30 protein-coding genes and 1 tRNA gene are annotated in these 26,005 nt (G+C 66.6%); 15 read left to right on the forward strand and 16 right to left on the reverse strand.

Annotated elements, in window-relative coordinates; genetic code table 11:
* Positions 1 to 38: 38 nt before the first annotated feature.
* From HHX30_RS23165 to HHX30_RS23175, 3 genes are read right to left on the reverse strand one after another with little or no spacing between them, the layout of a single operon-like run.
* Positions 39 to 341, reverse strand: coding sequence for a hypothetical protein (locus tag HHX30_RS23165; RefSeq protein ID WP_169984052.1), 303 nt, complete (start codon positions 339 to 341; stop codon positions 39 to 41).
* Positions 341 to 610, reverse strand: a complete 270-nt coding sequence (locus HHX30_RS23170) for a hypothetical protein (protein ID WP_169984053.1) — start codon at positions 608 to 610, stop codon at positions 341 to 343. Before HHX30_RS23170 ends, HHX30_RS23165 begins: the two co-directional genes overlap by 1 nt.
* Positions 610 to 1,023, reverse strand: a complete 414-nt coding sequence (locus tag HHX30_RS23175) for a plasmid replication, integration and excision activator (RefSeq protein WP_169984054.1) — start codon at positions 1,021 to 1,023, stop codon at positions 610 to 612. The genes HHX30_RS23170 and HHX30_RS23175 overlap by 1 nt, the downstream gene beginning before the upstream one ends.
* A 507-nt stretch (positions 1,024 to 1,530) precedes the next feature.
* Here HHX30_RS23175 and HHX30_RS23180 point away from each other — a divergent pair.
* Positions 1,531 to 1,830, forward strand: coding sequence for a DUF6247 family protein (locus HHX30_RS23180; protein ID WP_169984055.1), 300 nt, complete (start codon positions 1,531 to 1,533; stop codon positions 1,828 to 1,830).
* 62 nt (positions 1,831 to 1,892) lie between these two features.
* Positions 1,893 to 2,078, forward strand: a complete 186-nt coding sequence (locus HHX30_RS23185) for a hypothetical protein (protein ID WP_169984056.1) — start codon at positions 1,893 to 1,895, stop codon at positions 2,076 to 2,078.
* A gap of 2 nt (positions 2,079 to 2,080) precedes the next feature.
* Here the strand turns inward: HHX30_RS23185 and HHX30_RS23190 are convergent, their stop codons facing one another.
* The 5 genes from HHX30_RS23190 to HHX30_RS23210 form a co-directional block, all read right to left on the reverse strand.
* Entirely contained in the window at positions 2,081 to 2,914 is an 834-nt protein-coding gene (locus HHX30_RS23190) for an integrase (RefSeq protein WP_169984057.1), read from the reverse strand.
* Entirely contained in the window at positions 2,915 to 3,757 is an 843-nt protein-coding gene (locus HHX30_RS23195; RefSeq protein ID WP_311922764.1) for a sigma factor-like helix-turn-helix DNA-binding protein, read from the reverse strand. It lies immediately after the preceding gene.
* A 146-nt stretch (positions 3,758 to 3,903) separates the two neighbouring features.
* Complete coding sequence (locus HHX30_RS23200; RefSeq protein ID WP_169984058.1) at positions 3,904 to 4,170, reverse strand: hypothetical protein; 267 nt, start codon at positions 4,168 to 4,170, stop codon at positions 3,904 to 3,906.
* A gap of 5 nt (positions 4,171 to 4,175) precedes the next feature.
* A complete protein-coding gene (locus HHX30_RS23205) occupies positions 4,176 to 4,595 on the reverse strand; it encodes an ATP-binding protein (RefSeq protein ID WP_169984059.1) in 420 nt (139 codons plus the stop codon).
* 66 nt (positions 4,596 to 4,661) lie between these two features.
* Positions 4,662 to 5,534, reverse strand: coding sequence for a Scr1 family TA system antitoxin-like transcriptional regulator (locus HHX30_RS23210; RefSeq protein WP_169984060.1), 873 nt, complete (start codon positions 5,532 to 5,534; stop codon positions 4,662 to 4,664).
* A gap of 290 nt (positions 5,535 to 5,824) precedes the next feature.
* On the opposite strand from HHX30_RS23210, the gene HHX30_RS23215 reads away from it, so the two are divergent.
* The 4 genes from HHX30_RS23215 to HHX30_RS23230 all read left to right on the forward strand — a co-directional run bounded on the left by HHX30_RS23215 (position 5,825) and on the right by HHX30_RS23230 (position 12,337).
* Positions 5,825 to 6,166, forward strand: coding sequence for a CU044_2847 family protein (locus tag HHX30_RS23215; protein ID WP_211592378.1), 342 nt, complete (start codon positions 5,825 to 5,827; stop codon positions 6,164 to 6,166).
* Positions 6,167 to 6,170: 4 nt separating this feature from the next.
* Positions 6,171 to 10,232, forward strand: coding sequence for a trypsin-like peptidase domain-containing protein (locus HHX30_RS23220; protein ID WP_169984062.1), 4,062 nt, complete (start codon positions 6,171 to 6,173; stop codon positions 10,230 to 10,232).
* Positions 10,233 to 10,714: 482 nt separating this feature from the next.
* The gene (locus HHX30_RS40830) at positions 10,715 to 10,891 is read left to right on the forward strand and encodes a hypothetical protein (RefSeq protein ID WP_211592379.1); all 177 of its coding nucleotides are present in this window, start codon (positions 10,715 to 10,717) and stop codon (positions 10,889 to 10,891) included.
* A gap of 981 nt (positions 10,892 to 11,872) precedes the next feature.
* The gene (locus HHX30_RS23230; protein WP_169984063.1) at positions 11,873 to 12,337 is read left to right on the forward strand and encodes a hypothetical protein; all 465 of its coding nucleotides are present in this window, start codon (positions 11,873 to 11,875) and stop codon (positions 12,335 to 12,337) included.
* A gap of 186 nt (positions 12,338 to 12,523) precedes the next feature.
* On the opposite strand, the gene HHX30_RS23235 is transcribed toward HHX30_RS23230, so the two are convergent.
* Positions 12,524 to 13,057 (reverse strand): YbhB/YbcL family Raf kinase inhibitor-like protein, encoded by a 534-nt coding sequence (locus HHX30_RS23235; RefSeq protein ID WP_169984064.1) that lies wholly within the window; start codon positions 13,055 to 13,057, stop codon positions 12,524 to 12,526.
* A gap of 131 nt (positions 13,058 to 13,188) precedes the next feature.
* Here HHX30_RS23235 and HHX30_RS23240 point away from each other — a divergent pair, with 131 nt between their 5' ends.
* Complete coding sequence (locus HHX30_RS23240; RefSeq protein WP_169984065.1) at positions 13,189 to 13,887, forward strand: GntR family transcriptional regulator; 699 nt, start codon at positions 13,189 to 13,191, stop codon at positions 13,885 to 13,887.
* A 99-nt stretch (positions 13,888 to 13,986) separates the two neighbouring features.
* Here HHX30_RS23240 and HHX30_RS23245 read toward each other — a convergent pair whose 3' ends face one another.
* On the reverse strand, positions 13,987 to 14,574 hold the full coding sequence (locus tag HHX30_RS23245) for a hypothetical protein (RefSeq protein ID WP_169984066.1): 588 nt from the start codon (positions 14,572 to 14,574) through the stop codon (positions 13,987 to 13,989).
* Between the two features lie 92 nt (positions 14,575 to 14,666).
* Between HHX30_RS23245 and HHX30_RS23250 the strand changes: the two genes are divergently transcribed.
* Positions 14,667 to 15,440: an SDR family NAD(P)-dependent oxidoreductase gene (locus HHX30_RS23250; RefSeq protein ID WP_169984067.1), complete on the forward strand. Its 774-nt coding sequence runs from the start codon at positions 14,667 to 14,669 to the stop codon at positions 15,438 to 15,440.
* A gap of 7 nt (positions 15,441 to 15,447) precedes the next feature.
* On the opposite strand, the gene HHX30_RS23255 is transcribed toward HHX30_RS23250, so the two are convergent.
* Together HHX30_RS23255 and HHX30_RS43355 are read right to left on the reverse strand one after the other, a co-directional pair.
* Positions 15,448 to 16,104 (reverse strand): response regulator transcription factor, encoded by a 657-nt coding sequence (locus HHX30_RS23255; RefSeq protein WP_169984068.1) that lies wholly within the window; start codon positions 16,102 to 16,104, stop codon positions 15,448 to 15,450.
* A complete protein-coding gene (locus HHX30_RS43355) occupies positions 16,094 to 18,166 on the reverse strand; it encodes a histidine kinase (RefSeq protein ID WP_169984069.1) in 2,073 nt (690 codons plus the stop codon). The genes HHX30_RS23255 and HHX30_RS43355 overlap by 11 nt, the downstream gene beginning before the upstream one ends.
* Before the next feature lie 233 nt (positions 18,167 to 18,399).
* Here HHX30_RS43355 and HHX30_RS23265 point away from each other — a divergent pair, with 233 nt between their 5' ends.
* Positions 18,400 to 19,029 carry a hypothetical protein gene (locus tag HHX30_RS23265; protein ID WP_169984070.1) on the forward strand — a complete coding sequence of 210 codons (630 nt, stop codon included), beginning with the start codon at positions 18,400 to 18,402 and terminating at the stop codon, positions 19,027 to 19,029.
* A 13-nt stretch (positions 19,030 to 19,042) separates the two neighbouring features.
* On the opposite strand, the gene HHX30_RS23270 is transcribed toward HHX30_RS23265, so the two are convergent.
* Positions 19,043 to 19,903: a helix-turn-helix domain-containing protein gene (locus HHX30_RS23270; protein WP_169984071.1), complete on the reverse strand. Its 861-nt coding sequence runs from the start codon at positions 19,901 to 19,903 to the stop codon at positions 19,043 to 19,045.
* Positions 19,904 to 20,005: 102 nt separating this feature from the next.
* Here HHX30_RS23270 and HHX30_RS23275 point away from each other — a divergent pair, with 102 nt between their 5' ends.
* Entirely contained in the window at positions 20,006 to 20,701 is a 696-nt protein-coding gene (locus HHX30_RS23275) for an SDR family NAD(P)-dependent oxidoreductase (protein ID WP_169984072.1), read from the forward strand.
* 323 nt (positions 20,702 to 21,024) lie between these two features.
* Positions 21,025 to 21,348 (forward strand): beta-Ig-H3/fasciclin, encoded by a 324-nt coding sequence (locus HHX30_RS23280; RefSeq protein WP_169984073.1) that lies wholly within the window; start codon positions 21,025 to 21,027, stop codon positions 21,346 to 21,348.
* A 326-nt stretch (positions 21,349 to 21,674) separates the two neighbouring features.
* On the opposite strand, the gene HHX30_RS23285 is transcribed toward HHX30_RS23280, so the two are convergent.
* Positions 21,675 to 22,043, reverse strand: coding sequence for a barstar family protein (locus HHX30_RS23285; protein WP_169984074.1), 369 nt, complete (start codon positions 22,041 to 22,043; stop codon positions 21,675 to 21,677).
* Between the two features lie 8 nt (positions 22,044 to 22,051).
* Positions 22,052 to 22,465, reverse strand: a complete 414-nt coding sequence (locus tag HHX30_RS43360) for a ribonuclease domain-containing protein (RefSeq protein WP_169984075.1) — start codon at positions 22,463 to 22,465, stop codon at positions 22,052 to 22,054.
* 152 nt (positions 22,466 to 22,617) lie between these two features.
* Between HHX30_RS43360 and HHX30_RS23295 the strand changes: the two genes are divergently transcribed.
* Complete coding sequence (locus tag HHX30_RS23295) at positions 22,618 to 23,436, forward strand: glycoside hydrolase family 16 protein (RefSeq protein WP_169984076.1); 819 nt, start codon at positions 22,618 to 22,620, stop codon at positions 23,434 to 23,436.
* A gap of 110 nt (positions 23,437 to 23,546) precedes the next feature.
* Positions 23,547 to 24,062 carry a DUF4142 domain-containing protein gene (locus HHX30_RS23300; RefSeq protein WP_169984077.1) on the forward strand — a complete coding sequence of 172 codons (516 nt, stop codon included), beginning with the start codon at positions 23,547 to 23,549 and terminating at the stop codon, positions 24,060 to 24,062.
* 55 nt (positions 24,063 to 24,117) lie between these two features.
* Here the strand turns inward: HHX30_RS23300 and HHX30_RS42800 are convergent, their stop codons facing one another.
* On the reverse strand, positions 24,118 to 24,240 hold the full coding sequence (locus HHX30_RS42800) for a hypothetical protein (protein ID WP_259400651.1): 123 nt from the start codon (positions 24,238 to 24,240) through the stop codon (positions 24,118 to 24,120).
* A gap of 198 nt (positions 24,241 to 24,438) precedes the next feature.
* On the opposite strand from HHX30_RS42800, the gene HHX30_RS23305 reads away from it, so the two are divergent.
* Together HHX30_RS23305 and HHX30_RS23310 are read left to right on the forward strand one after the other, a co-directional pair.
* On the forward strand, positions 24,439 to 24,897 hold the full coding sequence (locus HHX30_RS23305; RefSeq protein ID WP_169984078.1) for a MaoC family dehydratase: 459 nt from the start codon (positions 24,439 to 24,441) through the stop codon (positions 24,895 to 24,897).
* A 139-nt stretch (positions 24,898 to 25,036) separates the two neighbouring features.
* Positions 25,037 to 25,109, forward strand: a tRNA-Arg gene (locus HHX30_RS23310).
* Positions 25,110 to 26,005: the final 896 nt, after the last annotated feature.

Below are 26,005 nucleotides of genomic sequence, written 5' to 3' on the forward strand. Positions count from 1 at the left end.
CGCCGGAAGTTGCCGCTTCCTGCGGCCCCGCTTGCGTGTCAGGCCGCCGAGTCGGTGGCCTGGGTGTGTTCGGCGTGGATGCGTTCGCAGTCGGCCAGGTACCGGGCGGCGGCGTTGAAGATCTGTCGCGCGATGTCCAGGTCGTCGGTGGTGACCGGTCCGGCGCCGGTGGCCGAGACGGTCACGTCCGCCTCGTCGGACTCCAGGACCAGGTAGGGCCGCCCGGACTCCAGCACCCGAGCCCGCGCCTGCGTGATCGAGGCGTAGAACGAGATGCCGATGCGGGGCCGTTGGCCGGGGTCGATCGACATCGACACGTGGGTGTAGGGACCGTGTGCCATCAGGCCACCCCGCGACCGTTGGCCAGGCCGTGAAACCGCCGCTCGACCGACCGGGCGAACGAGGCCGCCTCACGGGCGAGCTGCCGCGCGAACTCGACATCGGCCGGGCTGACCTGATCACTGTCCGAAGTGGACAGCAGCACCGACGTCGAGCCGAAGTCCAGCGCCAGCACCGGCGTGCGGGCCGGGTACGGCATGGTCTTGACTGAGGCCCCGCCCCCGGTGTTGAGGCTGATCACGGCCGAGGGCCGCACCGTCCGCCGCCCCATCACGCCGCGTCCTTCGCAGCCGTGTTGGACTTGCCGGCCGAAGCCGAGCGGGGAGCCCGCATCACCCGAGCCGAGATCGAGTAGGCCAGCCGCCCCGTCGCCTGATGCACGTACGGCTTGACCTCCAGCCCGTCGAACTCGGCCGGGGCTAGCGGCACCCCAGGCAGCGACGGCGGGACGACCGGCTGAACCTCCGACAGGATCTTCACGGTCACCGTCTTCTGCGCGGCCTTGAGCGAGGGGTCGGCGTCCATCACCGGGACCTGCCACACCGGAAGTCCGGTCACCTTGTCCTTGGCCTGGGTGTCCCGCTTGGCGTCGAAGTCCTTTGCCGCGGTCACCTCGCCCACGACGTAGCAGCCGTGCGGGAACAGCAGCTCGAAGCTGATCGGAATGGGCCCTTGCAGTGCCATCGTTCACCACCTCATTGTCCACCCCCCTAGACAGCGGCGGCCGATCCGCGACGGAAACTGTCTAGGGGGCTATGCGGAAGAAGATAACAAGCCTTAGGAGGGCTGTCTAGGGGGCTGGACGATGTAGTCCTGATTGCGATGGCGGACGCAGCCGACTCCAACGGCTGCAACTCCTATCCGCTCCATCGGGCAGCCCATGGGCATCGCCGTCGGCCTCGACAAGCGCACCGTCCTCCCTCGCCAGCTCGCGATAAAGGGCCGAGGTCTGCTCTGTGAGGACACGTCGCCGCCCTGGCCTGAGGCTCAGCAACTCAGCGAGCACTATCAACCTGAGTGGCCAGAATCCCGCCAGTTAGGAAGGAAGGTATGACTTTGAGCAGTCATGACGCGTTCCAAACCCCGTCGTACCGTCGGGATCGTGCACCAGGAACATCGGCGAGGGAGGTTCCTATGCTCACCACGGCAGAGGAGCGGGCAGCGCTGAGCGGTCACGCATATGCTGCCCCTATGAGCGCTCAACCCGTCCACCAGGAAGACCCCGAGGACCCCAACGAGATCCTGCGAGGGCTGCCAAAACGGGAGCGCGAGGAGTTCCTCCGCCAGTACCGTGCCGCCGCGCAGGCCGCCCGAGACGACATCACCCAATACGCCGCACTCCGACGGCTACTGCACCGCTGGAGCCTCGTCGCCATCGCGGCCAACCAGCCTGGCTATTACGAAGCCATCGAGGATGCTAAAGCCGGCACAGGCAGCTACACGCCGCTGGACAAGGCCTTAGCCGCCGAACGCGCGCGCCGCGCGTCGTGACCTGGGAACCTGACCTGTCAGAGCGGGCGCTATCCCAGCTTGGCGGGTTCCCCGAGGACGCATTGGACGCCCTAGGCAAGGGCATGGCCGTGGTGTGTGACGACCCCTACGACCCCCTCACCACTATGGCCACTCACGACCCGATGGTCCGGCGAGCAGACTTCGGGCAGGGGCGAGGGTTCGTCACCTACGTGCCGATCGACGCGGCATACGTGGTACGGGTCGTGGACATCATCTGGGTAGGCTGACCTCAGCCTGCTTGATGAGCCCGCCAGCAGTAGGCAACCGATGCGTCATCGTGGGGTTTGCTGCGCGGCCAACGTTCGCCGTGGGGGTCGGAGCGCTCGGCGTCGCGGACCTGGCGGATCAGCTCGGCCGGGCCATCCTCTGCAAGGACGTCGAGGAGCTGCCGCCAGGCAATAAGCCGGTAGCGGCTGACGGCGTCGGCGGCCCCGTCGGTGAGCAGGGCCGCGGCGTGTACCTGGTCGGCGGGGATCGTGCCGCTGAGGGCGTGGTCGGCGGCGAGGGGGTCGGTTGAGGCGACCCAGAAGCCGCCGTCGCGGTTGCGGTACTGGCTCAGGGTTTCGACGTACTCGCGGCGGGCTTCGGCGTGCTCGGGTGTGCCCCCGCGCAGGCTGTCGAGGCGTGCGCGGTGGGGTGCGGCGACCTGTTCCAGCCGGTCGTCGCAAATCACCATCGGCTCGGGTACGCCGGTGTCGAGGATGAGGGTTGAGTCGCCGAGGACGAGCCAGTCGAGGTGGTCGGCGGCCTGGCGGAGCATGATGACGGTGGCGGAGGGGGAGCCGCCGTGGGTCAGGTCGCAGGTGAAGACGTGCAGTGAGGTGACGTGCTTGATGCCCTGGGCGAGGAGTTCGGGCAGGGGGCCGGCGCTTTGGGTCATCTCGGCGAGCAGGGTGGAGCCGAGGGTGTGGGAGTACCAGCGCACGCTGTGCGAGCAGGTCGAGGTGACACCTGGGGGGATGCTGGCGCCGTCGAGCAGGACGACGGCGTCGGCGGTTGCGCCGATGAAGTCTTCGTTGGGCCGGTCGGGGTAGGCGGGTTCGCTGGCGAAGGCGACGCGCATTCAGGTGTCCTCGTGCCGGTAGAGCGGGCTGGCCAGTTCCGCCCGCACTGGTTCCCCGGTTTGCGGGTCGTATTCAACGCCGACCACACAGGAGAAGCGGCGGTCGCCGACCTGCCCCCACAACGTGGCGATCTCGCTGGCGAGTAGGTGGATGACGCCGAGGGAGCCGTTAGGGTGGATACCGGCGATGGCCAGGAACGACCCGTTGCCGTCCGGGCGGGGCAGCCTGCCGAGGAAGGCCGAGTCGGTCGGCTGCTGAGGGTCGAACTGCGAACCGGACCGGTACTCCTGGTCAGTCCGGCTGTCCACCAGCTTCCACCCCTTGTCGTCGCGATCCCAGCGGATAACCGGATCGGCGTCGTAGGCGGCCCGCATAGCCCCGGACATGCGGGGGCCGCAGATGACGAGCAGGCCGGGCCGGTTGAGGTCGATCTGCCCGTCCACCGTGACGTTGTCGGTGGCGACGGTCAGGCCGAAGGTCCGGGCGAGGTCTTCCAGGCGCTTGCCGGCGCGCATGTCGTCCAGAGCGACCATGGAGCGGCCGGTCGCGGCGTCGTGCCGCAGCGGGGTCACCACGGTCACGGTGCCGACGCCGAGGAAAGCACCTTCGGGGGCGGGGCCGGTGTGGCGGATCTGATGGATACGCCCGCGGGACAGGCCGGCCTTCTCAGCGATCTGCGCATACGACATGCCCTGGGCGTGAAGTTCCTGGATGACGCGGCGGCGCAGCCGGGCCAGCTCGGTGACTTCTTGCTGGGCGGCGTTGAGTCGTTCGGTGGCGACCCGGAGCAGCAGGTAGGGATCGTCGATCGCGGCGATTTTGTCCAGGTCGCTCGGTGGCACGGTTCCTCCTCGATGGTGCGCATCCGAGTCTAGGGCCCTAGACGAAATGCCGTCTATCCCTCTTGACAGTACGGTTTTGACGGGTTTGCCGGTCCTTGGGTCCACAGCCCGGATCGCCGAGCGCCGGTTAGGGACACCGCGCGGGCTCACCGCGCCATCCCCGTCAACAGGGCCGCCCAGACCTCACGCGCGTGGGCGAGGGGCCAGCAGTGGGTCTCGCGGATCTCAGGTGCGTCCTCGTTCTGGAGGGTACGCCGAATGAACCCCTGTCCGCCCGCCTGGCACAGCTCATAGACCATGGCCAGGCAGTCGCAGGTCCAGGCGAGCACGAGCATCCGCGCCCCGTCCGAGGGCTTGAACCAGGCCAGCTTCGTGCAGCCGGGCTGCCGGCGATCGGGGACGTGCGGGCTCACGCAGCTCATGACCGGCCCGTGGCCTGTGCGGCGGAGGCGATGGGGTCGACCTTGAGCAGCGCCCAGACTGTACGGCCGGCCTGGTTGCCGTACACGCCCCAGTTGTCGGCCAGGGAAGCGACCAGCAGCAGGCCGCGGCCGCCCTCCTCGTGGCTGGGCCGGACGAGCCGGGGGAGGCCCGGGCCGCCCTCATCGGTGACGCCGAGCCAAACCTGATCAGGTTCGGCCTGGATGCTGACGATGAACTTGCCGCCGAACCGGGCTGAGGCGGTGTGCCGGACGGCGTTGGTCGCCAGTTCGCTCACGATGAGTTCGGCCGGCTCGACGACCGGCCAGGCGCCGAGGGTTGCGGTGATGAAGCGGCGGGCTTCGGTAACCGAGGCGGGACGGCCGAGGAAGTGCCGGGACAGGCGCCATGGGGGCATGGAACACGCTCCGTCGTATAGGGGGCTAGACATGCCATCGACGTGAGCGTATGACCAACAGTAGGATCATCTCAAGGAATACGACGCATAAATGCGTCGCTCATCGAGCTGCTTCGCCAGCTCCCGGAAGTCCGCCGCGATCTCACCCAGCAGCGCCCGCAACTCATCCCCGTAGAGGGCGGCACCCGCGAATGCCTCGAATGCCTCTTCGTGAGCGCCGATCTCGGCCGCCTCGGTCAGTGTGAGGTCACCGGCCAGGCTCTCCACCACACTCACAGATCCGTCGTAGATGGTGAACCCGTGCAGTGGGAAGGCCGGCGCCTCCACCTTCCACGGCACGACCCCGAGCCGGACATGCGGCAGCGTCGACACCTGGGCCAACCGGTCGAGCTGAGCCAGCATCAGCGACGGCGACCCCGGCCACGTACGCACCGCACCCTCAGTCAACACGAACGCGAACCGCCGGCCCTCCTCAAACAGGACCGCTTGTGCATCAACGCGTGCGGCGGCGGCCTTGGCTGCATCGTCCTCATCGACATCCCGGCCGATCGCCACTGCCAGCCGCGCATACTCCGCCGTCTGCAACAGAGCCGGAATCATCGCCGAGGAGAAGACCGCCAGCCACTTCGACGAGCGAACACGCGCAGCGTTTGCCGCCTCCCGGCCAGCAAGCCCACCTTTCAGCCGCGACACCTCGTCACGCAGCCGCACGAGCAAAGTGTCCAACTCGCGCCGCGCGTCCTGGTCGAGGTCGAGAGCCGCAGAGACGCGCTCAACCGTCTCCGGTGTCGGCAGTAGTCGCCCCGTCTCCATCCGCGAGATCGTCGGCTGCGCCACCCCAGCCCGCTGCGCCAGCTCCTTACCCGTAAGCCCCGCATCCTTACGCAACCGCCGCAGCAGCTCGCCCAGCTCCCGCAGTCGATCCCGCCGATCCTCCATACCGAGCGTTCTACCACGAGAGCCTGAGCCATCAGAGCTGACAAAGATCACATAATGGCACATATCCTCCTCGAAACGCGCAGTACCAGTGGAAGCTGGGCTGCACTTACGTAGGCATGCAAGGACTGTGCCGCCCGTTGACTCATCGCGGGTATCGGGAGGAGCACAGTGAACGCTGACCGCTTAACAACTTCTCCGGATGGTCTCCCCTGAGCCTCTCTGTCCGCTCTAGGCTTGGAACACCCGATATAGACCCCAGATAGGGAGCGAAGGTGTCATCTCAAGTTGTGATGTACGAACTCGACGAATCCACCCAGGTCCGTTTCGAAGTCGATGTGCTACCCGGGTACCAACCGGCGGGTGGTCCCGAGGAGATCGTCGGCTCCGTGCGGGAGGCGCTCGAGCCTGCAGTGCGAGCAGCGAAGTTGGTATTGGACAAGGCTAAAGAAGTTTCACCCCATGAGATTCAGGTGAAGTTTGGAATCAAAGTCACCGGGACCATGAATTGGTTAGTCGCGAAAGCGGCAACGGAAGGCAATTTTGAAGTGTCCATGACATGGCGGCCTAGCATGGGAAAATCAGAAGAAGGTATTAAAGAAACCCACGGCGCTACTTCGGCGGAGGCCTCTTAAGCCTATGCCTGGAGAGCCGACGGTCGATTCATGGGTTGCTGCGGTCCATCAACTGGCCGATGACTACTCTCCACTCGGGACGGCCTTAGTTATCGATAATCGGCGAGTTTTAACTGCTGCGCACGTGGTCACAAGGAACGGCATACCGCTAGAAGAGCTATGGATAGCCTTTCCGAAATCGGACGAAGCGCATGGTCAACGGCGTCGTGTCAGCGAAGTAACGGTTGCTCAACCGTCCCAAATCGCAGATCTCGCACTTCTTGCTTTAGACGACGATATCCCTGTCGGCGTTCATCCGGCACCGATTCGATGCCCACGCCCAATGGACTTGGTAGGGAAAAAATGGTGGGCCTTTGGTTTTCCAAATGCGGATCCATGGGGCGACTTTGCCGAAGGTGAGGTTAATTCATCACTGGGTTATGGGTGGGTCAGACTAGATACTAGATCTCAGCCTCCCCTCGCTCGAGGATTTAGTGGAGGAGGCGTATGGTCTCACGATTATGAAGCTGTTGTCGGCATCGTAGGTCAGGCAAATGCTGATGGTGGTGGCCGGGCTATCACGCTTCACCAAGCCGACCTCTGCTTTCCGGAAGAGAAGATCCGCTCTCTGGCAGAAAAATGGGCGACGGAGCAGGCAGGTGAGGTGGCCTTAGCCGCCTGGGGATGGACGCTGGAGGCAGATCCCGAAGGAGTACGGCATTGGCGGCCTCGTGCTAGGGGAGTTTCTGTCGAAAGCGAACGAGGTTACCGGTTCCGCGGTCGGACTGCTGCCTTAACCGAAATCGTGAAATGGCTCGATAGTGAGAACCCGCATCGTCAAGCCTTAGTGGTAACAGGCTCTCCGGGGGTGGGTAAGTCTGCAGTACTAGGCAGGATCGTCACAACGGCAGACGCGCAATTACGCAACGCGCTACCATCTCAGGACGATGCTGTATGCGCATCTATAGGATCGGTAGCTTGCGCTGTTCATGCCAAAGGAAAGACCGCACTAGACGTAGCGAGAGAAATCGCGCGTGCAGCTTCAGCACCTCTACCTGAGTATGTTGAAGATCTCGCGCCTGCAATTAATGCAGTCCTTTCAGATAGTCGGCGTCGCTTCAACGTGATAATTGACGCTCTCGATGAGACTATCTCCCCAAGTGAAACCAGAACTATCATCACTCGAATTGTTCTTCCATTGGTAGAGACATGCGCTGATCTAGGGGCTCAAGTAGTGGTGGGGTCCCGACCGCGAGATGATGAGGGTGACATCCTCCGATCCTTTGGAGGATCTGCTAAGGTGATCGACTTAGACACCTCTGAATATTTTTCTGGGAGTGACCTTAGTGCCTATGCTATGGCCACACTACAACTTGTTGGAGATGAGCGGCCTGAGAATCCCTATCATGAAGATAGAGTGGCATTCCCAGTAGCAGAGCGAATTGCAGAACTTTCTGATCGCAATTTTCTAGTCGCGGGACTAGTGGCGCGAACCCATGGTCTGCATGACCAGCGACCAGTGGATGTGCCGACTCTGGCCTTTACGGCAAGCGTGGATCAAGCTCTGCGAGCCTACCTTGAACGCTTGCAACCCCTAGGGCCGATATCGGCAGAGTCCGCCCTGACCGTCCTGGCTTTCGCGGAAGCACCCGGATTTACCGTCGATCTCTGGCTCCAAGCAATCAAAGCACTTACCGCAGAGGAGATAGCTCCTCAGCTACTAACGAGATTTGCTCGCTCATCCGCTGCTAACTTCCTTGTAGAGTCTGCCGAGGAAGGCCGGACTGGTGTTTATCGCCTCTTTCATCAAGCTCTAAATGATTCTCTTCTTAGCACTCGCCTAGACCACTCGCCTCGCGGCGCAGATGAAGGTGAACTCACTAAGATTTTTAGAGCGATAGGAATGGAGCATGGCTGGGCCTCAGCTCCGAGCTACCTGCTTCGATCTCTACCTGCGCATGCGGCGAGGGCAAGGCAGATCGACGAGCTACTTGCCGATGACCAGTTCCTGCTTCATGCAGACTTGCGCCGGCTGATTCCTCTGGCTGACCTTGCGGTTACAACACTAGGGCGTAAACGAGCGCGATTGCTGCAGATGACTCCCTTCGCAGTCAGCGCTAGTACCGAACTTCGGGCTTCTCTATTCGGCGTCACTGAAGCCCTGGAGAAGCTAGGCAGCGTATATATGGAGCTGAGCAAAACTGGCCAATATTATGCAATGTGGGCCTCAACTGCGCCTCGTACAGAACGGGCCGTCCTTGAGGGCCACATTGGAGGAGTTAACTCTCTTTGTGCAATCACCTTGAGTCAGGATCGCACGCTACTCGCCACTGGCGATGATGGCGGCGTTATTCGTCTCTGGGATCCGGAGATTGGGGAACGCTACCGCACTCTTACAGATGTCGACAATCCTGTAGATGCCATGTGCTCGGTGCCCTTAAACGATAGCACTAGTCTTCTTGCTACGACTAGGGCTAATACTGTTAACTTCTGGGAGCCCAACACGGGTGCGTTCATGTTTTACGTGATTCATTCGCACCGAGGAAACTTGGTGACCGCAGTGTGTACGCTTAAATCTCTTATCGAGAACCGCACCGTGCTTGCTACTGCTGATATTCGCACTGTCATCCTCTGGGACCCTGAGAGCGGAGATAGTCTACTGGAATATCGGCACAAGAGGCGGATCACAACTATATGTGCTATACCTAGTCAAACCCGAGACGCGATTGCCATTGCCGATAGTGCCTCGATATTACTTTGGTATGTTAGTGGCGAGGATGTAGAGGCCCCGCCGCAAGTTCGCCACGTTTCCTCAGACAGAGCGACGGCCATCGCTTCTATTCTGCTGTCTGATAGTCGTACATTACTAGCGATAGCGGTCAGAGGAAAGATAAAGATATGGGACGCGGACAGCGGGTTTATATGCGAGATTGATATGAGCGCTGGTGACATCGTGACATGGATGTGCACAGTAACCTTCGAGGACGGCTCAGTTCTCCTAGCTGCCGCGACTGATCGCATAGTTAGTCTCTGGGATCCCGTGACGGGTACATTCCAAGGATCTTTAGAGAGTGATACCGGACGAGTCACAGGCATGTGCGCTGTGCCTATCCACGACGGAAGAGTGTTGCTAGCCACCGGCAGTGATGACTCAATTGTCCGGCTGTGGGATGTGAATACCCCAGGGCGAGCTGAAATACGAGACACATATATCAAGAAGGTCGATTCGATCTGCTTTCTTATGGCGGATGGCCAGAGGCGAGTTGCCGCATTGATTGGCGAAACCATCACCATCTGGAACTCCTTTGATGGTGCGCGATTGGAGTTTGCTCCCTATAGTACTGCGCTCTGTGCAGCATGCATTCCGGGCAATCAAGAAGCTTTAGTCACCAGCTATGGTGGCAGCATTACCCTATGGGATATCCCCAGCGGTTCTGTCATAAATCGATGGAGGGTCGATGATGCCGATATTCGGCTGATGCGCCCAATCCCAGGAGAGGAAGGCGATAGCTTGCTTGCAGTAGCCTCTACGGAAAACGTGAGCACTTGGAACTTAGCAACGGGTGAGTTAAAGAGCGTGCTACAGGAAAACATGGGTAGAGTGACGGCAATGTGTACAATTCGGCTATCTGACGGCCGGACCCTGCTCGCTACCGCAGGAGATTGGTGCACTGTTCGTGTGTGGGATCCAGAAACAGGTGCTCTGCAGCGCACATGGCGAGGAGCTCCAGTTGGAGAGATTTATTCTCTGGCCACCGTGCGGGTAGACGGAGGTGAGACACCGTTACTCGCCATCGCCACCGATGAGTGCATTCTATACTTGTGGAATCCGGTCTCGGGAGAAGACTTTCAGGAATATTGTATGGAAGACGAAACGTATGCAATGTGTTGTGTCCCCCGAGAGGGTGACAATGATCTGCTAGCCATGGTTGGTCATGCTCGTGTTGTGTCAATATATGATCCCGTAGCCGGTGAGCGCTATTGCTCTATTCCTGTGCATCACCCGGGATATGCTCTTTCATGGACGGGTGATGCGCTGATTGTCGGACTCTCGGCCGGCATTTTACAGATAGGTCTTAAGGTGTAACAAAATGCTATTTAAGCGGGGCGGTATGCCCCCCATATCTGGGCACAATATGTCGGTAATAGACCACTCACTCCCAGTTCTGGGTGATTTGTCCGATTGTATGAATGCCGCTGGGCTGACAAACGCATCTACCAGCAGCAGGGTGGCCGTCGATTCGCTGCTGAGTTGTTCTAGTAGAGATCAAGGCGGCGGCGCTGCGCGCCGCCTCGCGGGCCTTCGCCCGCTCGTCGGCCGGGCGTGCGGCCTGGGGGCCGGTCCTGGCCGCCGGCGGCTCAGGCCGCGGACCGCATAAGAGCGCCCCACCCCGCGCTGCTGCAACGATGACCGCATGAGTGACATGGCCCTGGAGATCGCAGACCTCCGCCGACTGTCTACCCTGCTCCTGGACGCCGTCGAGCGACGACATGGCGCCCGAATCGACCTCTCGCGGTGGAACGTCGACTACTGCGTACTGGGACATCCCTCTCCAAGCCGCTTTGGACATGTACAGCGATCCAACCCAACACGTCGGCTGCGGACAGATCAGTGACGACCTGGCTGAGCTGCAGGACGCGCCTGATCGCGTGAAAAATGACGACGTCATTCTCTGGCATGACCTGGCGCATCTGTCCGGGCTGCTACGAGCCCTGGCAATCGTTGATCTCGCCGATACAGCTTGATCTGAATGCCTCCGGCGGGGGCCTCCGGCTCCGGGATGTCGCGAAGTTGGGGAGGCGGGTCCCGAGTGGCTGAGGTAGGTGCCCGCGCATCCCTTCTGCCATCGACCCAGGCATAGCCCAGCAGACCGGCTCCTACGGCTCAAGCCCGTCTGTGACCCTTGGCGTCCAATGGCCGAGGAACGGCGAGCGGCTAAGGTACACGCAAAGACGGGCTTGCCCCTCCGTCGCCGGCCCGCTGCCGCTTCGCGGTGGGTCGACGGCATACGGGATGCGCGGAAGGTAAGGCGTGCGCGTCCGCGCAGGTCACGACCCCGCCCTAGTTGCAGTTTTAGTTGCAGTTCCCCGCCGTCCCAGGCCGTTCGAGAAGGACCGCCGAGCGGTGTTGGTCCAGGTGGAACGGATCGGGACGGCCAGGAGCCGAGCTGCTAATGCGGTTTGGGTCTTAAGCCCATCCGGGGTTCAAATCCCCGAGCCTCCGCAGTTCAAAGCCCCTCTCGTCGACTTCGGCGAGGGGGGCTTTTTGATCTCCAAACCCGTGAGGGTTGCAGTTTGAGTTGCAGTTGCTTGCAGCCTTCGCCCCAAAAGGCCGCCCCCATGCGCTCGCCGGCGTCCTTCACCTGGGGACTGGCGATGCGGGCGTAACGCTCGGTCGTGGTCGCCGGTCCCAGCCGCCGGCATTTCCGGCCGCTCGTGACAAGCGCGGCCGAAGCGGCCTTCACCCTGACGGCGTGGTCGCCTGAGAGCAGTACGAACGCCTGGTCTGTCACCTCCAGCAAGACGGAGGCGAGCACATCACAATGAGCTTCGCTCAGGTCGCCCGCGTCATGGGCGAGGAGCTACCTGTCAGCCCCTACGCGCACTCAGCCTGGTGGGCCGGCGACCCCAAGCACACAGGCCGTATTACATCGCGAGGACCGATCTTCAATCCACGCCCGGCAAGTAGGCTGACCGCGGTTGCCCGCGACGGTGAAGGAGCCACCGATGACCACCGATCCAACGCTGGCCCGGATCGGCCAGGGGGTGGAGTTGCATCACCACCAGGGCCAGCGTGAAGCCGCTCGTGACTTGTTCGCGCAGATCTGGGACGACATCGGCGGCGAGCAAGGCGATCCGCTGCATGTCTGCGTTCTTGCCCACTCGATGGCCGATGTGCAGGACGACGTGCACCAGGAGCTGATGTGGGACCTGCGAGCGCTTGCCGCCGCTGATCGGGTCACCGACGAGGCGGTGGCGCAAGCTGGGGTGCCGCTTCCGGTGGCGGGCTTATATCCGTCGTTGCACCTGAACTTGAGCGAGTGCTACCGCAAGCTGGGCGATCTCGATCGCGCCCGTGAGCACCTCCAGCAGGCCCGAGCCGGGATCGGCGCGCTTGGCGACGACGATTATGGGCGGCTCATCAAGGGTGGTCTGGAGCGGCTGGCCGAGCAGTTGGGTGAGGCCGTCTGACTGCGAAGCCGGTGAGTTTCCGCACCTGCTTTTGCTCTTCGTCGTGGGCGCTCGCCTCAGCGGGCGGCCCTCATGTGTCAGACGCTCAGCCGCCCCTGTCGCGGGGGCCGTCGTGGGTTGCCACGACGTGGGTGGCCCGTGACCACGAGGCCAAGGGTCACCCGACGAGTCCGGACTCGCTGTTCGTCAGGCGGGGGTTTCGGCGGTAGCGATGAGGACCGCGCGGCCGAGGGTATGGCCGGCCATGGTGAAGCCGAGCAGGGCCGGGGTGGCGTCGGCCGGGACGCCGATGGACTCGACATCGAGGGCGTGCACCACGACGAAGTAGCGGTGAGGGCCGTGTCCGGCCGGCGGCGCGGCGCCGATGAAGCGGGCCACGCGGACGTCGTTGGGCAGTTGGAAGGCGCCCTCGGGCAGGCCCGAGCCGATGTCGTCGCCGGCCCCCTCGGGCAGTTCGGTGACGGTGGCGGGGATGTCGGCGACCGCCCAGTGCCAGAACCCGGACCCGGTGGGGGCGTCGGGATCGTAGACGGTCACGGCGTAGCTCTTGGTGACTTGCGGGGCGCCGCTCCAGGACAACTGCGGGGAGATGTCCTTCCCGCCGGGGACCCCGGAGGAGAACTGCTCGGGCGGCCAGGCGGCGCCGTCGGTGACGGTGGTGCTGGTGACGGTGAAGGAGGCCGCCTCGGGAAGGCGGGCGAAGGGGTCGTTGGCGGTCATCGCGTCGTTCCTTTCAGGTTGTGCTGCGGGGTGTCGGTGGTGCGGCCGACGGAGAAGCCGCGGTTCGCGGAGAGGCGCGCCGGCGTCTTCCGTTGCAATCGATTATTTGCCGAATCGTCTATGCTGACCGCATGGCTCAGACGGCCCACCCCCCGACCTCTCCGGGCAAGCAGATGCTGTCCGAGCAGGTCTACACACACCTGCGGGACGCGATCATGCGCGGGGACCACAGACCGGGTGACGCCCTCAAACCGCAGGACATCGCCAAGGAACAGGGCGTGAGCCTGGCCGTCGTGCGCGAGGCGCTCGTACGGGTGGTCGGCGAGGGCCTCGCCGACCGGCTGCCCAACCGCGGCTTCGCCGTCCCGTCCTTCTCCGACCGCCGCTGGCAGGAGGTCGCAGAGGCCCGCCGGAGCATCGAACCGGTCGTGCTGCGCATGTCGATCGAGCGAGGCGACGTCGACTGGGAGGCCCGCGTACGAGCCGCCCATCACCGGCTGGCCCGCACCCCGGCGTTCGTGCCCGAGGAAGGCGAGTACTACAGCAGTGCATGGTCCGAGGCCCACCGGGTCTTCCATCGCACCCTGCTGGAGGGCTGCGGCAACCTCGTCCTGCTGGAGACCTTCGACCGGTTGTGGACCGCGAGCGAGCTGGCTCGCCGCTTTTCGGCGCACCGCGACCCCGACCGGGATCACGTGGGCGAGCACCGCCGGCTGGAGGAGGCGGCGCTGGCCCGCGACGCCGACACCGCGGCCGAGGTGCTGGTCCGGCACCTCACCCAGACCGCGGCCGCCCTGACAGGCTGTGCTCCCCAGACCACGGAAGCCTGACACGCGCCTCGCCCCAAGGCGTCGCGCACCGGCCGCCCGCGCGGGCCACGGCCGGCGCCTGTGACCGAGCACCGTCGAGGGGCCGAAAAAGACCGTGAGCTAGCTCTTCCAGGTGGCGTTCTGCAGCACGGTGGCGAGTCCGGGAGTGGCCCACTGGTCGACGACCAGGAGCCTCTCCTTCGGCAGGTACCACTCGCGCTGCTTGAACGTCGACTTCTCGGTCGCGTCGTCGTTCGTGACGCAGCGCCCCGGCCATACGCGGTAGTGCGCCTTGTGGCCCTCCCCGATGTTCCGGTGACCGACGGCGATCGCCTTGCCGAGGACATGGCCGAGCTTGGGGTCGGTCGGGCAGGGAGCCACGTCGACGGCGGGATAGAACGGTCCATCGACAGGGTTGTAGCGCCGGAAGCCCTCGCCGCCGGTCTTGAGAGTTTTCGCTCCCATCACCCAGAAGCCGCGGCACCTGGGCTCGAAATAGTGACCCTTGGGCTTGGCGCAGGCGCCGGTCACCACGTGCACCTGGTCGGCGCTCCGGTAGACCCGCCAGGCGCGGGGGAGCTCCAGGGTCAGCCCGCCGGACAGCCGCAGAGACGTGGTGGAGGAGGCGGAGGCACGGTCGGCGCCGGTCACGGCGACGGTCCCGATGACGGCACCGGCAGCGGCGGCCACCGAGATCATTTTTCTCATCACGGCGCAAATAGTAGTGATGATCTATATATGGGTCATTAGGGTACGTCGTTCGTCGGCCACGTAGATCTTGATCCACGAGAGGGGCAGACGTGGGCTCTTCGTACGTTGTCACCGGGGGTGGCCGTGGCGTCGGACGCGCGCTCGTCGAGCGCCTCCTTCACGACGCCGACAGTGTCGTCGTGATCGAATTCGACCCGTCGGCGCTCGAATGGACCCGCACCCACCCGGCGGGTTCCCGGGTCATCGCGGTGGCCGGCGACGCCGCCGACGAGGCCGTCGCGGAGCGGGCCGCCGACCTGGCGCAGGCAGCGGGCCCGCTCGCCGGCTGGGTCAACAACGCCGCCGTGTTCCGCGAGGCCTCACTGGACTCCCCGTCGGCGCGCGAGGTCCTGGATCTCATAGGGGCGAACTTCAACCCGGCGGTCGTCGGATGCATGACCGCGATCCGCCGCTTCCTGAGCGCCGGCACGGGCGGGGCGATCGTCAACGTCTCCTCCCACCAGGCGCGGCGGCCGGTACGCGGCTCCCTGCCGTACGCGACGGCCAAGGCCGCCGTCGAAGGACTCACCCGGGCACTCGCCGTCGACTACGGCCCGCGCGGCGTCCGGGTCAACGCCGTCGCCCTCGGCTCGATCAGCACCGAACGCTACGAGGCGTTCCTGCGCGGCCAGGAACCCGCGGAGGCCGCACGGATCGAGCGTGAGATGGGCCTGTTGCATCCGGCCGGCAGGGTGGGACGCCCGGAGGAGGTGGCCGCCGCCGTCGCCTACCTGCTGTCCGACGAGGCGAGCTTCGTCAACGGCGCGACCGTGCCGGTCGACGGAGGCCGCTCGATCCTCGGACGCGACCCCGAAGAGGCCTGACGGGCGGTCAGCGGCCGAGGCCGGCGTCCCGGGCGCGGATGATCGCCTCCGCCCGGTCGGCGGCCTGGAGCTTGGTGAGCACCGCGTGCACGTGGTTGCGTACGGTCTTCTGGGACAGGAAGAGCCGCGCGGCGATTTGGCCGTTCGACAGGCCGGCGGCCACCAGGTCGAGCACCTCGTGTTCCCGGGCGGTCAGGGCCGGGAACGGCGTGCCGCCACCGGCCTGAGGCCTCGGGGCGAGGAAGCCGGCGATGCGCGAGGCCAGGACCGCGCCGAACACGACGCCGCCGCCCGCCACCGTGGTGATCGCGCGGACGACCTCGTCCGGCTCGGCGCCCTTCAGCAGATAACCGCGGGCACCGGCACGGAGCGCGTCGAAGATGGTGCCGTCCTCCTCGGACATCGTGAGCACCACGATGCCGATCTCCGGGTGCTTCTCGAGAATGCGACGGGTGGCCTCGATGCCGTCCATGTCCGGCATCTGCACGTCCATGACCACCACGTCGGGTTCCCGCTCGGCGGCCTGTCGCAAAGCCTCGACGCCGGTCGAGGCCGTCCCCGCGACCTCGACCTCGTCGATGCTGCTCAGCAGTGCCGCGAAGCCTTCGCGGAACACCGGGTGGTCGTCCACCACGAGGACCCTCACCGGCCGCTTACCGGTCATCTGCCACCTCTCCTGCAGTAGCGAGCACGGGCGTCCGCCCGGGCGACGTGACGGGCAGGCGCGCCCGCACCCGCGTACCGGCCGGCTCCGCGGCGGTCACGGTGCACGACCCGCCGAGTTCGGCGGCCCGTTCGCGCAACGACACCAGTCCCACCCCGGCGACCGTCTCCGGGGCGAGGCCGACTCCGTCGTCGACGACCACCACGTCGAGGTGCCCGCCGTCGACGTCGCGGATCAGCGACACCACGCATTCGCCGGCCTTCGCGTGCCGCACCACATTGGTGATCGCCTCCGACGCGATCCGGTACGCCGCCACCTCCACGGCGGCCGGCAGACCGGTGAGGTCGCCCCGCTCCTCCACCCGGACGGTCAGGCCCGGGGCGCGCAGCCGCTCCGCCTGCTGGCGGATCGCGCCGACCAGGCCGACGTCGTCGAGCGCGGGCGGGCGCAGGCCGTGCACCAGCCGCCGTACCTCGGCGAGCATCCCGGTGAGCTCCTGACGGGCCGTGCCGAGGATCCGGTCCGCGTCCTCGTCCGAACGGCGGGCGGTGATCCGGGCGGTGTCGATCCGGGACGCGACCGCCGCCAGGGCGGGGCCGAGGCCGTCGTGGAGTTCGCGGCGCAGGCGGCGCCGCTCGTCCTCGACGGCGGAGACGATGCCCTCACGGCTGCGCTGCAGCTCCTCCGCGAGGCGTACGGCACGGGCCGCCGCGGCGGCCTGACGGATCAGGTCGGCCAGCAGTCGTTCGTCGCCGGCGGTGAGCCGGCGGCGGGCGGCCCGGCGCGGCAGCAGCAGCCGCCCGATGCGCTCGCCCCGATAGGTGATGGGGAGCGCCTGCGTCTCGGCGGGACGCTCGCCGTCCTCGACGAGCAGCACTTCGCCGCTGACCTGGGTGATCTCCACGCCCACGTAGGGCGTACGGAAGGCCTGGGCCACCGTACGGGCCAGCGTGACGAGTTGCGCCTCCGAGTCGTCGGTCCGCTCCAGCCGCTCGGCGAGCCCGGACATCACGTGGTAGGGGTCGTCCCGATCCCCGATGATCCAGCGGCGCACCAGGCGCCACAGCCGGTGCCGGAGCTGGGCGTACAGGATGGCGACCGCGAAGACGGCGATGACCAGCCGCTCCCCCTCGTTGAGGCGCGGCCCGAGCAGCCGGCCCGCACCGCCGAGGACCAGCAGGTCGAGGACGAACGTCAGGGCGAGCAGGAGGCCGTAGACCAGCGTCCCGCCGAGCAGCCGGTCCACGTCGACGAGGTCGGGGCGCACGATCCCGATCGCGACCGACCCTGCCGTGAGGAGCACGGCGACGGTCAGGCCGGCGGCGCCGAACCAGTTGGGCAGCAGCCGGAACGTCAGCATGACCAGGAGGTCGACCACGGCCGCCCACAGCAGCCAGCGCATCCGGGCGCGGCCGGCGCCGGTCAGCGTGCGGTAGCGCCGCACCACCACGACGAAGGGGGCGATCAGGCTCAGCGGGAGGCCCAGCTGAGCCACCAGCAGCACACCGGTCCAGACGGCGTCCGGCAGCGGGAGGTAGAGCGCCTCGAGGTTCAGCTCGCGTAGCGGCGCGGGCAACGGGGACGACTCCGAGGTGGCCTGGGCGATGGCGGACGGCGCCGCGAGCAGGGCCAGCGGGAGCAGGCTCGTGAGCCCCAGGCTGAGCAGCGAGGCGCCCCGCCACCACCCGGAGGGCAGCTTCCCGTCCGGGAACAGCAGCAGCACCAGGGGGAGCAGCAGCACCAGGCCCGCTCCGAGCCGCTGGTAGACGACGAAGGCCGCGGACGCCCCCGGGAGCGCGGGATGGTGCGTGGTGGCGTACGCGAGCCACGACGACGCCACCCCGTCCAGTGCCCACCAGGCGCCGAAGGCCGACATCAGGCGGCCGAGGGTGTGGCGCGGATACCGGCGGAGCACCACCATGCCGGCCGCGGCGAGTGCGACACCCGCTATCGAGTCGACTCCGCCCGGCTGCAGCTCGAGCACGGCGCGATGGGCCTGCGGCACCCGCAGGTCGATCAGCGCCGCCACCGGTGTGGCGGTCACGGCGATCGCGAGGAGCACAGGCCCGAGGCTCAGGCGCGAAAACCGACGAACCGTCCCAATCTGCACCAGGAAAGTGTGCCTCAGCAGGTGTCCGATGTCCCTAGGACGCGCGTCCCATGTGTCGTGGGACGCGAGAGATGTCGGGAATCGGGACGCGATGCCCTGACGACCTGGGCCGGTGCTTCGTGAGGATCGTCCTCGTTGCCGCGGCGACCGCCGCCATCGAGACACCCTCCGTAGAAGGAACGACCATGACCGTTCACGCCCAGCCCAGCACCCACGCCGCCGGCGCGTCCTCGTCCGCGCCGCTCGCCGAGACGACCGTACGACGGCTGGCGCTGGGCCTTTCCATCGGCGCACTGGCCTGGTCCGCCGTCAGCTTCCTCTATGGCTTCAACCCCGCCACCGAGACGGGAATCAAGATCACAGACCTGGGCAGCCTGGCGTTCCAGTTCGGCGCCATGTCCCTCCTCGCGATCATGGTCCGTACGAGGGCGACCGGGGTGAGCCGCGTGGCCCGCGCCATGCTGCAGGTCGAGCGGGTGCTGCTGGCTCTGGCGATGGTGTGGAGCGTCTTCCACGCCTTCCTGCCCGCCGAACGGGACAGCGTCTGGCTGGGGATCCTCGACGCGTTCTGGCCGCTGTCGATGCTGGGCATGTTCGTGATCGGCGTCAAGGTCGCCGTCGCCGGGCGGTGGCGCGGGGCGGCCCGCTTCTGGCCGCTCGTCGCCGAGAGCTGGGTGGTCGTCACCCTCCCGACCATGGCGATCCTCGGCACGTCCGTGTCGGACGTCGTCGGCGCGGCCCACCTGCTCGTGGGCTACACCACGCTCGGCCTCATCATCGCGTTCCGTCCCGAGCTCGTACGCGGCGCGAACTGAACGCCGCACCGGCTCAGCGAGCCGGGGCCGTGACACCGGTGACGCGGACGAGATCGAGCTTGGTCTCGTCCTCGCTGCCGGGAACGGCCGTGTAGACGACGATCTTCAGGTCGGTGTCGGAGTCGCAGAGCACGTCGCAGTCGACGGTGACGTCCCCCACCGCCGGATGCCGGATCGTCTTGCGATCCTCCGCGTGGCCGCCGACGGCGCCGGAGTGCCACAGCTCGGCGAAGCGGGGGTTCCCGCGCAGAGTCCGGCGGATCAGCTCGCTCAGGCGCGCGTCCTCCGGGTAGCGGCCGGACGCGCGCCGCAGGTCGGCGACGATCGCCCGGTCGGTCGCGTCCGCGTTCTCGGACACGACGGGCCAGGCCGCCAGGCGCGTGCGATCGGACGCCGCCGGGAAGCGCGAACGCACCAGGTTCCGCTCCTCCGGCGGGACCACGGAGGGGTCGCCGAGGAGCGCCGCCCAGCCGCGGTTCCACCACAGCAGCCGCCAGTCGGCGGCGAACACGGCGACCGGCGCGTCCCCGAGCCGGGCGAGCACCCGCTGCATCCCGGGCGGGATGTGGTCGCTGATCACGCCGTCCCGGGGCGGTTGCAGCCCGGCGAGCCGGTAGAGGTGGTCGCGCTCGGCGCGGCTGAGCTGGAGCGCCCGTGCCAGCGCTGCGGCGACCTGCGCCGACGGCGTGGTGGCCCGGCCCTGCTCCAGCCGTACGACGTAGTCCACCGAGACGCCCGCGAGGTCGGCGAGCTCCTCGCGGCGCAGCCCGGCCGCACGGCGTACGCGGCCCGCGGGCAGGCCGACCGCCGCGGGGGAGAGCCGGTCGCGCCACGCGCGGATCGTCGAGCCCAGGCTCGTCTCGTCTGTGGTCACATGCCCATTCTGCGTGGGCCACGGAACGCCAGGGTGGTACTGCCTGTCCTACCGGAGCGCTCTCCCTGGTTGTCCGCGCCCGGCCCGGCGAAGCTTTGAGCCATGACGATCACCTTCATCACCGGGGCCAACAAGGGCCTCGGGTTCGAGACCGCCCGCCGCCTCATCGACCTCGGCCACACCGTCATCATGGGCGCCCGGGATCCCGAGCGCGGACAGGTGGCGGCCGGCAAGCTCGGCGCACGTTTCGTGCGGATCGACGTCGCCGACGACGCGTCCGCCGCCGCCGCCGCGGCCGACGTAGCCGCGCACGAGGGCCGCGTCGACGTACTGATCAACAACGCCGGGATCCTCGGCCCGCACGTGCCCGCCGAGGAGCTGACCGCGGACCACGCCCTCGAGGTCTACCAGACGAACGTCGTGGGCATCGTCCGCGTGACGAGCGCCTTCCTGCCCCTGCTGCGGCGGTCGGAGCACCCGGCGATCGTCAACGTCAGCAGCGGCACGGGGTCGTTCGCGCTGACCCACGACCCCGGCCGGGTGGAGTCCAAGGTCGTGGGGCCGCTCTACACGTCCTCGAAGTCAGCGGTGACCATGCTCACGACGCAGTACGCGAAGGCGCTGCCCGGCATCCGGGTCAACGCCGCCGACCCCGGCTACACCGCGACCGACCTGAACGGGCACAGCGGCACCCAGACCGTGGCGGAGGGCACCGACGCGATCGTGACGCTCGCGACCGAGGGACCGGACGGCGGAACGGGCCGGTTCGTCGACCGGTTCGGGCCCGTGCCCTGGTGACGGCAGGGCCGCGACGGTGGAGCGGCCGCGCGGTGTCCGGCCGGCCCGCCTGAGCAGCGACCACGGCATGTACGGCCCGCACCCGCATGGCCGCTGCAGGGCATTCCGGACCTGACGACACATTGCCATTTGCAGGAGTTGACACTCCTTGCAGCCTTTGGTTTCCTTCAAAAAAAGAGAATACTTTCGTCAATATCGATTCGGACCACCGCCTCTCTTGGCTGAAGTCGTGGCGATGCAGTAAAAGCCGGGACATAAGTGGCAGGCTGACGAAATTCGGATGACTCGGGCAAGTCCCCCATTCCCTGGAAGGAAGGAGGCAAATGATCACGCGCAGTCGGATCACGGTCCTGGCGCTGGCGGTGACATTCGCCGTGCCGCTGGTCTCTCTTTCCCCGTCCGCCGCTCAGGCGGGTACGAGTGGCGCGACGGGCACCATCGCGCCCGCGTGTGTCAACCGCACTGTGTACGGCACGCCGAACGGATTCGACGTGTATCTCCAGAACAAGTGCGGCGGCACGATGTCCGTGAAGGTCATCGTGAAACAGGGAGGGGACAGCCCTTGTTACGTCATGAGCAAGGGCACAAGCAAAATCTTCGCGTACGAGGGAATCTTCGGAAAGTATGACAAAACGGTTCTGTGCTGAAACCGCCGAACGCCCTCTCCGTACGGTGAAGTCACGAATATAGAGGGCAGGATGCGGCCGACCCGCGGGTCGAGCACGTACGACGCCTCTTGAAGCGGTACAGGCGGATCCTCTTGGCTTCGTCCTGATGGCACAGAAAATCGTTTCGGGCCTTTTCTCCGGAAAGCCCCCCGGTTCTGGGATGAGGGGACGTCATGATGGAGCCGGGTCCCGCGGAAGGGCAGTCGTCTCCGCAGGAGCAGCCCCACTTGAGTGCGCCGTTCGCTCCGCCCTCGCCCAGTCGCCGACCGGTGCCGGCGCAGATCCCCGCCGAGTCGTACGGGCGATCAGGGCAGGGCGTCGATCACCCGGCGGCGGAGCAGGGGCTCGTGACCGGGGTCGGCGTGGAGCGTCAGGGTCAGCCCGGACTCGGCGGCGCCGGCCAGGACGGCCAGCAGCGTGGCGAACTGCCCAGGAGGCTCGGCGTCGAGCAGTTCCTCGGCGTGCCCCACGACCAGACGGGCCGGCCCGATGTCGCGCAGGGCGTCGGTGAGGGCGTCCCAGTTGCGGCCGAAGTACGCGGGGAGGCGCAGAACCCGTGCCACCTCCTCGAAGAAGGCGGCACGGGTCCGGCAGGCCCGGCCGTCGACGACCGCCGGGGCCGGGTCGGTGGTCACCGTGAGCCACGGAGGCAGCGGGCGTGCGGCGGAGGCCATGACAGGTCCTAGAGCCGGTAGAAGTCGGTGTAGTGGTTGGGCGAGAACCAGGTCACGCCCGTGCTGCGGTTGACGACGATCCGGTACGCGTCACGCGCGGCGCCGCGTGCTCGGGAGTAGACGTCGTACTCGTAGTAGGTGGCGCCGCCGGGCAGCTGGCCCTCCCGGTTGTAGAAGCGGCCGCCGGTGTAGTTGTACTTGCCGTCGGGCCAGGAGTACCAGCCGCTACTGGTGGGATACCCCTTCCCGGCCCAGATCGCGTTCGCCGAGCGGGCGTCGGCGCAGCGGGAGATCGAGCAGGAGCCGTAGACCGACGCGTTGGCGGTGACGGCGCCGGTCACTCCGGTGAGGGACACGACGGCGGTGATCACGACGGTGAGCCGTACCGCCCAGGACGGCCGGAAGCGTCGGGGAGTCTGCACGAGACCTCCTTGTGGGGGCGAGGGGACAGACACTCGCCAGCATCACCTCGAAACCGGGCCGGACCAAGGTCGGCGCAGTGAACTTTCGCCGTCTTCTCCCGTATGCCCCGGTGTGAGCCTCGGTCCCCCATGAGTCGCGCCAGGATTGCCGTATGAGCGAAGCCGTGGACAGAACGTACGCGCCGGACCCGGTCACGAAGGCCGGCTATGTGCTGGAGTTCGAGGACACCTTCGAGGGCAGCGCGCTCGACGAGAGCCGCTGGATCCCGCGCTACCTGCCCCAATGGACCACACGCGCCGCCTCCGCGGCCCGATACCGCGTGGGCGACGGCTGCCTGCGTCTGCTGATCGAGGAGGACCAGCCGCCGTGGTCGCCGGAGACGGAGGGCCGGATGCGCGTGTCCTCACTGCAGACGGGCGTGTTCTCCGGGCCGGTGGGCAGCGGCGTCGGTCAGCACGGGCGGGGCCGGGCCGTCGTCCGCGAAGCGCAGGAGGAGGCCCGGCTCTACACCCCCCACTACGGCCTGATCGAGATGCGCGCCAGGGCCGGCGACGATCCGCGCGCCATGGTCGCGCTGTGGATGATCGGTTTCGAGGACGCGCCCGAGCGGTCCGCGGAGATCTGCGTCTGTGAGATCTTCGGGCGTGACGTACGGCCGGACGCGGCGGCGGTCGGCATGGGCGTCCACCCGTTCGGCGACCCCGCGATCAGCGACGACTTCGCCGCCGAGGTCCTCCCCATCGACGCACGGGAGTTCCACGTGTACGCGGCCGAGTGGACCCCGGACCGGGTGACGTTCCTCCTGGACGGCCGGCACGTCAAGACCATCCGGCAGTCCCCGGACTATCCGATGCAGCTCATGCTCGGGATCTACGAGTTTCCCGACGCCGAGGGGCCGGACCGGGTGGGGCCGTACCCCAAGGAGTTCGTGGTCGACTACGTGCGGGGCTACCGGCCCGTGACGCGTTGAGCCGTACCGCGGGCGCGGCTGATGGGTATGAGGCATGTGAAGCGTCATGCCCGGATGGTCGAAGCCGATCAGCCGGCGCTCGGCCGTCCGGTGAAGGATCGGGGGATCTCATGCTGAGATGGCTCATCGTCCTGGTCGCGGCCATGGCCGCCGCACTGTCAGGGGTCACCGCGGGCTACGCGGCGCCGCCGGGTGTCAGCGACAAGGACAAGGCGTTCCTGGTCGCTGCGCATCAGGACAACCTCACGGAGATCCAGGGCGGGCAGACCGCCGAGCGGCAGGCCGCCAAGCAGTCGGTCAAGGACGCCGGCAGGAAGTTCGTGGAGGACCACACCTCCCTCGACGCCCAGCTCAAGCGGGTGGCCGAGAAGCTGAATGTCAACCTGCCGAACCAGCCGAGCGAGAAGCAGCAGGCCGAGCTGCGCCGGCTCGCGGCCAAGAGCGGTGCCGCGTTCGACCGCGCCTGGATCGACGCACAGGTCAGGGACCACCGCAAGACCCTGCTCGCCCTGGACGAGCAGGTGTCGAGCGGAACTTCGGAGGAAGTGAAGAACCTGGCCCGGGCCGCCAAGCCGGTGGTCCAGGAGCACCTCAACCTGGTCGAGACCATCCAGAGCGGCGAGTGACGACCGGTGCCGGCCGGGGCGGGTCTCCGGCCGGCACATCCCCCTGCCCGCGGGCTCACCCGAACAGCTTGACCAGCAGCAGGATGATGAGCGCCCAGCAGACGAGACCCGCGACCACGACCGCGACGAGGCCGCGAAGCCGATATCGCTTGCCGGGTGGGCCGGGCTGCTCGTCCACGTCTCCTCCACGCCGGGGTGTGTTCCGGCGGTGTGCTGATACCCCGCAGGTCACGAGCGGCCCGTCACTGAGGGAGATGTGTTTGTTGCTGATCGTGACATGGCTCGCCAGGTCCCCGATGGAACCAGTGTGAGCGGCGCCGGGCCCCGAGTCCCCCGATTCCCGCCGAGCGCCGGCGCGCTTGCGTAGGGTGCGATCATGCGGATCTTCGCGAATCTCGCCGAACTCAAGGCGGCCAAGGGCGAGCATCTCGGATACAGCGACTGGCGGGAGATCAGTCAGGAGAGGGTGGATCTCTTCGCCGACGCGACGGACGACCACCAGTGGATCCACGTGGACCCGGAGCGGGCGAAGGACGGCCCGTTCGGCGGCACCATCGGGCACGGGTACCTCACGCTCTCGCTGCTGCCGTCGCTGGTGAGCGAGTTGTATCGGGTCGACGGCCTGCGCATGGCGATCAACTACGGGCTCAACAAGGTGCGCTTCCCCCGGCCGGTCCCCGTCGGGTCCCGCGTACGGGCCGGGGCCGAGATCGCCGACGTCAAGGGCACCCCCTCGGGCACCCTCGTGAACCTGCGCGTCACGATCGAGGTCGAGGGGGTCGACAGGCCGGCCTGTGTCGCCGACACGCTCACGCTCTTCGTTCCCCAGGAGTGACCCCTCGCGCCCTCGGTAGGGCTTCAATGGTACGGGGGCGGCTTGACCGGGGGCGGAGCGATTTATTGGCGCAAGCAGGGGTGAGGGGTCTGGTAGAGTTAAGCCCGTTGCCGGGCACCGCAGGTGAACAGGCAGCAAAGCGGCCGTAGCTCAATGGATAGAGCATCTGACTACGGATCAGAAGGTTAGGGGTTCGAGTCCTCTCGGCCGCGCCCAGATCAGAGGCCCTTCGGATATATCCGGAGGGCCTTTTTGATCTCCGTACAGCAGTGGAGTACAGCAACGGGCTCACGCAGGCGTTCTCGCCGCCGCTGCGGGTCCATGGCTGGCCCAGGGACGTACAGGTAGTAACGGTGGAGACTGCGGGATTTCCGCGCCGGTACCGCGGAGGATGGCCACTGCCAAGGAGCGAGTCGCTACACGCTACAAGCCGGCGACTCCGCTCAAGCGCCGCCGAGGTCCTCCCGCAGGCGACGAACCCAGTCGGCAGGGAAGACCTGTTCAATCCCGCCCGCCGTCCGGGCGTGCGGCCTGCGGGCCGGTCCCGGACGGCGGCGGGACACCGGGTCGGGCACCGCACGCCGGCCTCGCCGCACTTCCCGAACGCGCCGACCGGGGTTGCCGCGCCGCCGCACAGATGCAGCCCGACGATCGCCACTGCATGGCTGGACGCCGCACATGGTTGGGGGCGATCGACGATCCAGGGTTCGTTCCTCACCCTGGCTCACCGAGGAACGTGGCTGATCACCGCGTGCAGTCGCCCGGCTCAGCCCGCTGGGCCACGCCCACGTGAATTTCCTGGGCCGCTATGCCATCGCTTCGTCCGGGCCTTCCGAGGGACTGCGCGAACTCGGCGAGATCCCCGATCTTCCCGAGATGAACAGCGGCGCGGTGCGAAGGGAGAGCTGACGGAAAGCCTTCCCCGTGGGAGCCGATCAGCGAGTCAGGTCGGTGTCGCGTTCAACGAGGTAGACGGACGTTGGTGACGTCCCCTCGGGTGGTGTAACTCCAAGCTGTTGATGCAAGCCCCGGACACGGGGCGAGCCATCGTGTGACGGTCAGCGAGTTCCCGACCAAAGGTTCTCGCGGAGGACACCACACGATGGCT

The sequence above is a fragment of the Microbispora sp. H10836 genome (genome assembly GCF_012999525.1).
Classification (GTDB): Bacteria; Actinomycetota; Actinomycetes; order Streptosporangiales; family Streptosporangiaceae; genus Microbispora.

Bases quoted from the DNA above. Each gene is read 5' to 3' on its own strand.
- HHX30_RS23165 (WP_169984052.1), bottom strand. From the start codon at position 341: ATGGCACACGGTCCCTACACCCACGTGTCGATGTCGATCGACCCCGGC.
- HHX30_RS23170 (WP_169984053.1), bottom strand. From the start codon at position 610: ATGGGGCGGCGGACGGTGCGGCCCTCGGCCGTGATCAGCCTCAACACC.
- HHX30_RS23175 (WP_169984054.1), bottom strand. From the start codon at position 1,023: ATGGCACTGCAAGGGCCCATTCCGATCAGCTTCGAGCTGCTGTTCCCG.
- HHX30_RS23180 (WP_169984055.1), top strand. From the start codon at position 1,531: ATGAGCGCTCAACCCGTCCACCAGGAAGACCCCGAGGACCCCAACGAG.
- HHX30_RS23190 (WP_169984057.1), bottom strand. From the start codon at position 2,914: ATGCGCGTCGCCTTCGCCAGCGAACCCGCCTACCCCGACCGGCCCAAC.
- HHX30_RS23205 (WP_169984059.1), bottom strand. From the start codon at position 4,595: ATGCCCCCATGGCGCCTGTCCCGGCACTTCCTCGGCCGTCCCGCCTCG.
- HHX30_RS23210 (WP_169984060.1), bottom strand. From the start codon at position 5,534: ATGGAGGATCGGCGGGATCGACTGCGGGAGCTGGGCGAGCTGCTGCGG.
- HHX30_RS23215 (WP_211592378.1), top strand. From the start codon at position 5,825: ATGTACGAACTCGACGAATCCACCCAGGTCCGTTTCGAAGTCGATGTG.
- HHX30_RS23220 (WP_169984062.1), top strand. From the start codon at position 6,171: ATGCCTGGAGAGCCGACGGTCGATTCATGGGTTGCTGCGGTCCATCAA.
- HHX30_RS40830 (WP_211592379.1), top strand. From the start codon at position 10,715: ATGTACAGCGATCCAACCCAACACGTCGGCTGCGGACAGATCAGTGAC.
- HHX30_RS23230 (WP_169984063.1), top strand. From the start codon at position 11,873: ATGACCACCGATCCAACGCTGGCCCGGATCGGCCAGGGGGTGGAGTTG.
- HHX30_RS23235 (WP_169984064.1), bottom strand. From the start codon at position 13,057: ATGACCGCCAACGACCCCTTCGCCCGCCTTCCCGAGGCGGCCTCCTTC.
- HHX30_RS23240 (WP_169984065.1), top strand. From the start codon at position 13,189: ATGGCTCAGACGGCCCACCCCCCGACCTCTCCGGGCAAGCAGATGCTG.
- HHX30_RS23245 (WP_169984066.1), bottom strand. From the start codon at position 14,574: ATGAGAAAAATGATCTCGGTGGCCGCCGCTGCCGGTGCCGTCATCGGG.
- HHX30_RS23255 (WP_169984068.1), bottom strand. From the start codon at position 16,104: ATGACCGGTAAGCGGCCGGTGAGGGTCCTCGTGGTGGACGACCACCCG.
- HHX30_RS23265 (WP_169984070.1), top strand. From the start codon at position 18,400: ATGACCGTTCACGCCCAGCCCAGCACCCACGCCGCCGGCGCGTCCTCG.
- HHX30_RS23275 (WP_169984072.1), top strand. From the start codon at position 20,006: ATGACGATCACCTTCATCACCGGGGCCAACAAGGGCCTCGGGTTCGAG.
- HHX30_RS23280 (WP_169984073.1), top strand. From the start codon at position 21,025: ATGATCACGCGCAGTCGGATCACGGTCCTGGCGCTGGCGGTGACATTC.
- HHX30_RS23285 (WP_169984074.1), bottom strand. From the start codon at position 22,043: ATGGCCTCCGCCGCACGCCCGCTGCCTCCGTGGCTCACGGTGACCACC.
- HHX30_RS23295 (WP_169984076.1), top strand. From the start codon at position 22,618: ATGAGCGAAGCCGTGGACAGAACGTACGCGCCGGACCCGGTCACGAAG.
- HHX30_RS23300 (WP_169984077.1), top strand. From the start codon at position 23,547: ATGCTGAGATGGCTCATCGTCCTGGTCGCGGCCATGGCCGCCGCACTG.
- HHX30_RS23305 (WP_169984078.1), top strand. From the start codon at position 24,439: ATGCGGATCTTCGCGAATCTCGCCGAACTCAAGGCGGCCAAGGGCGAG.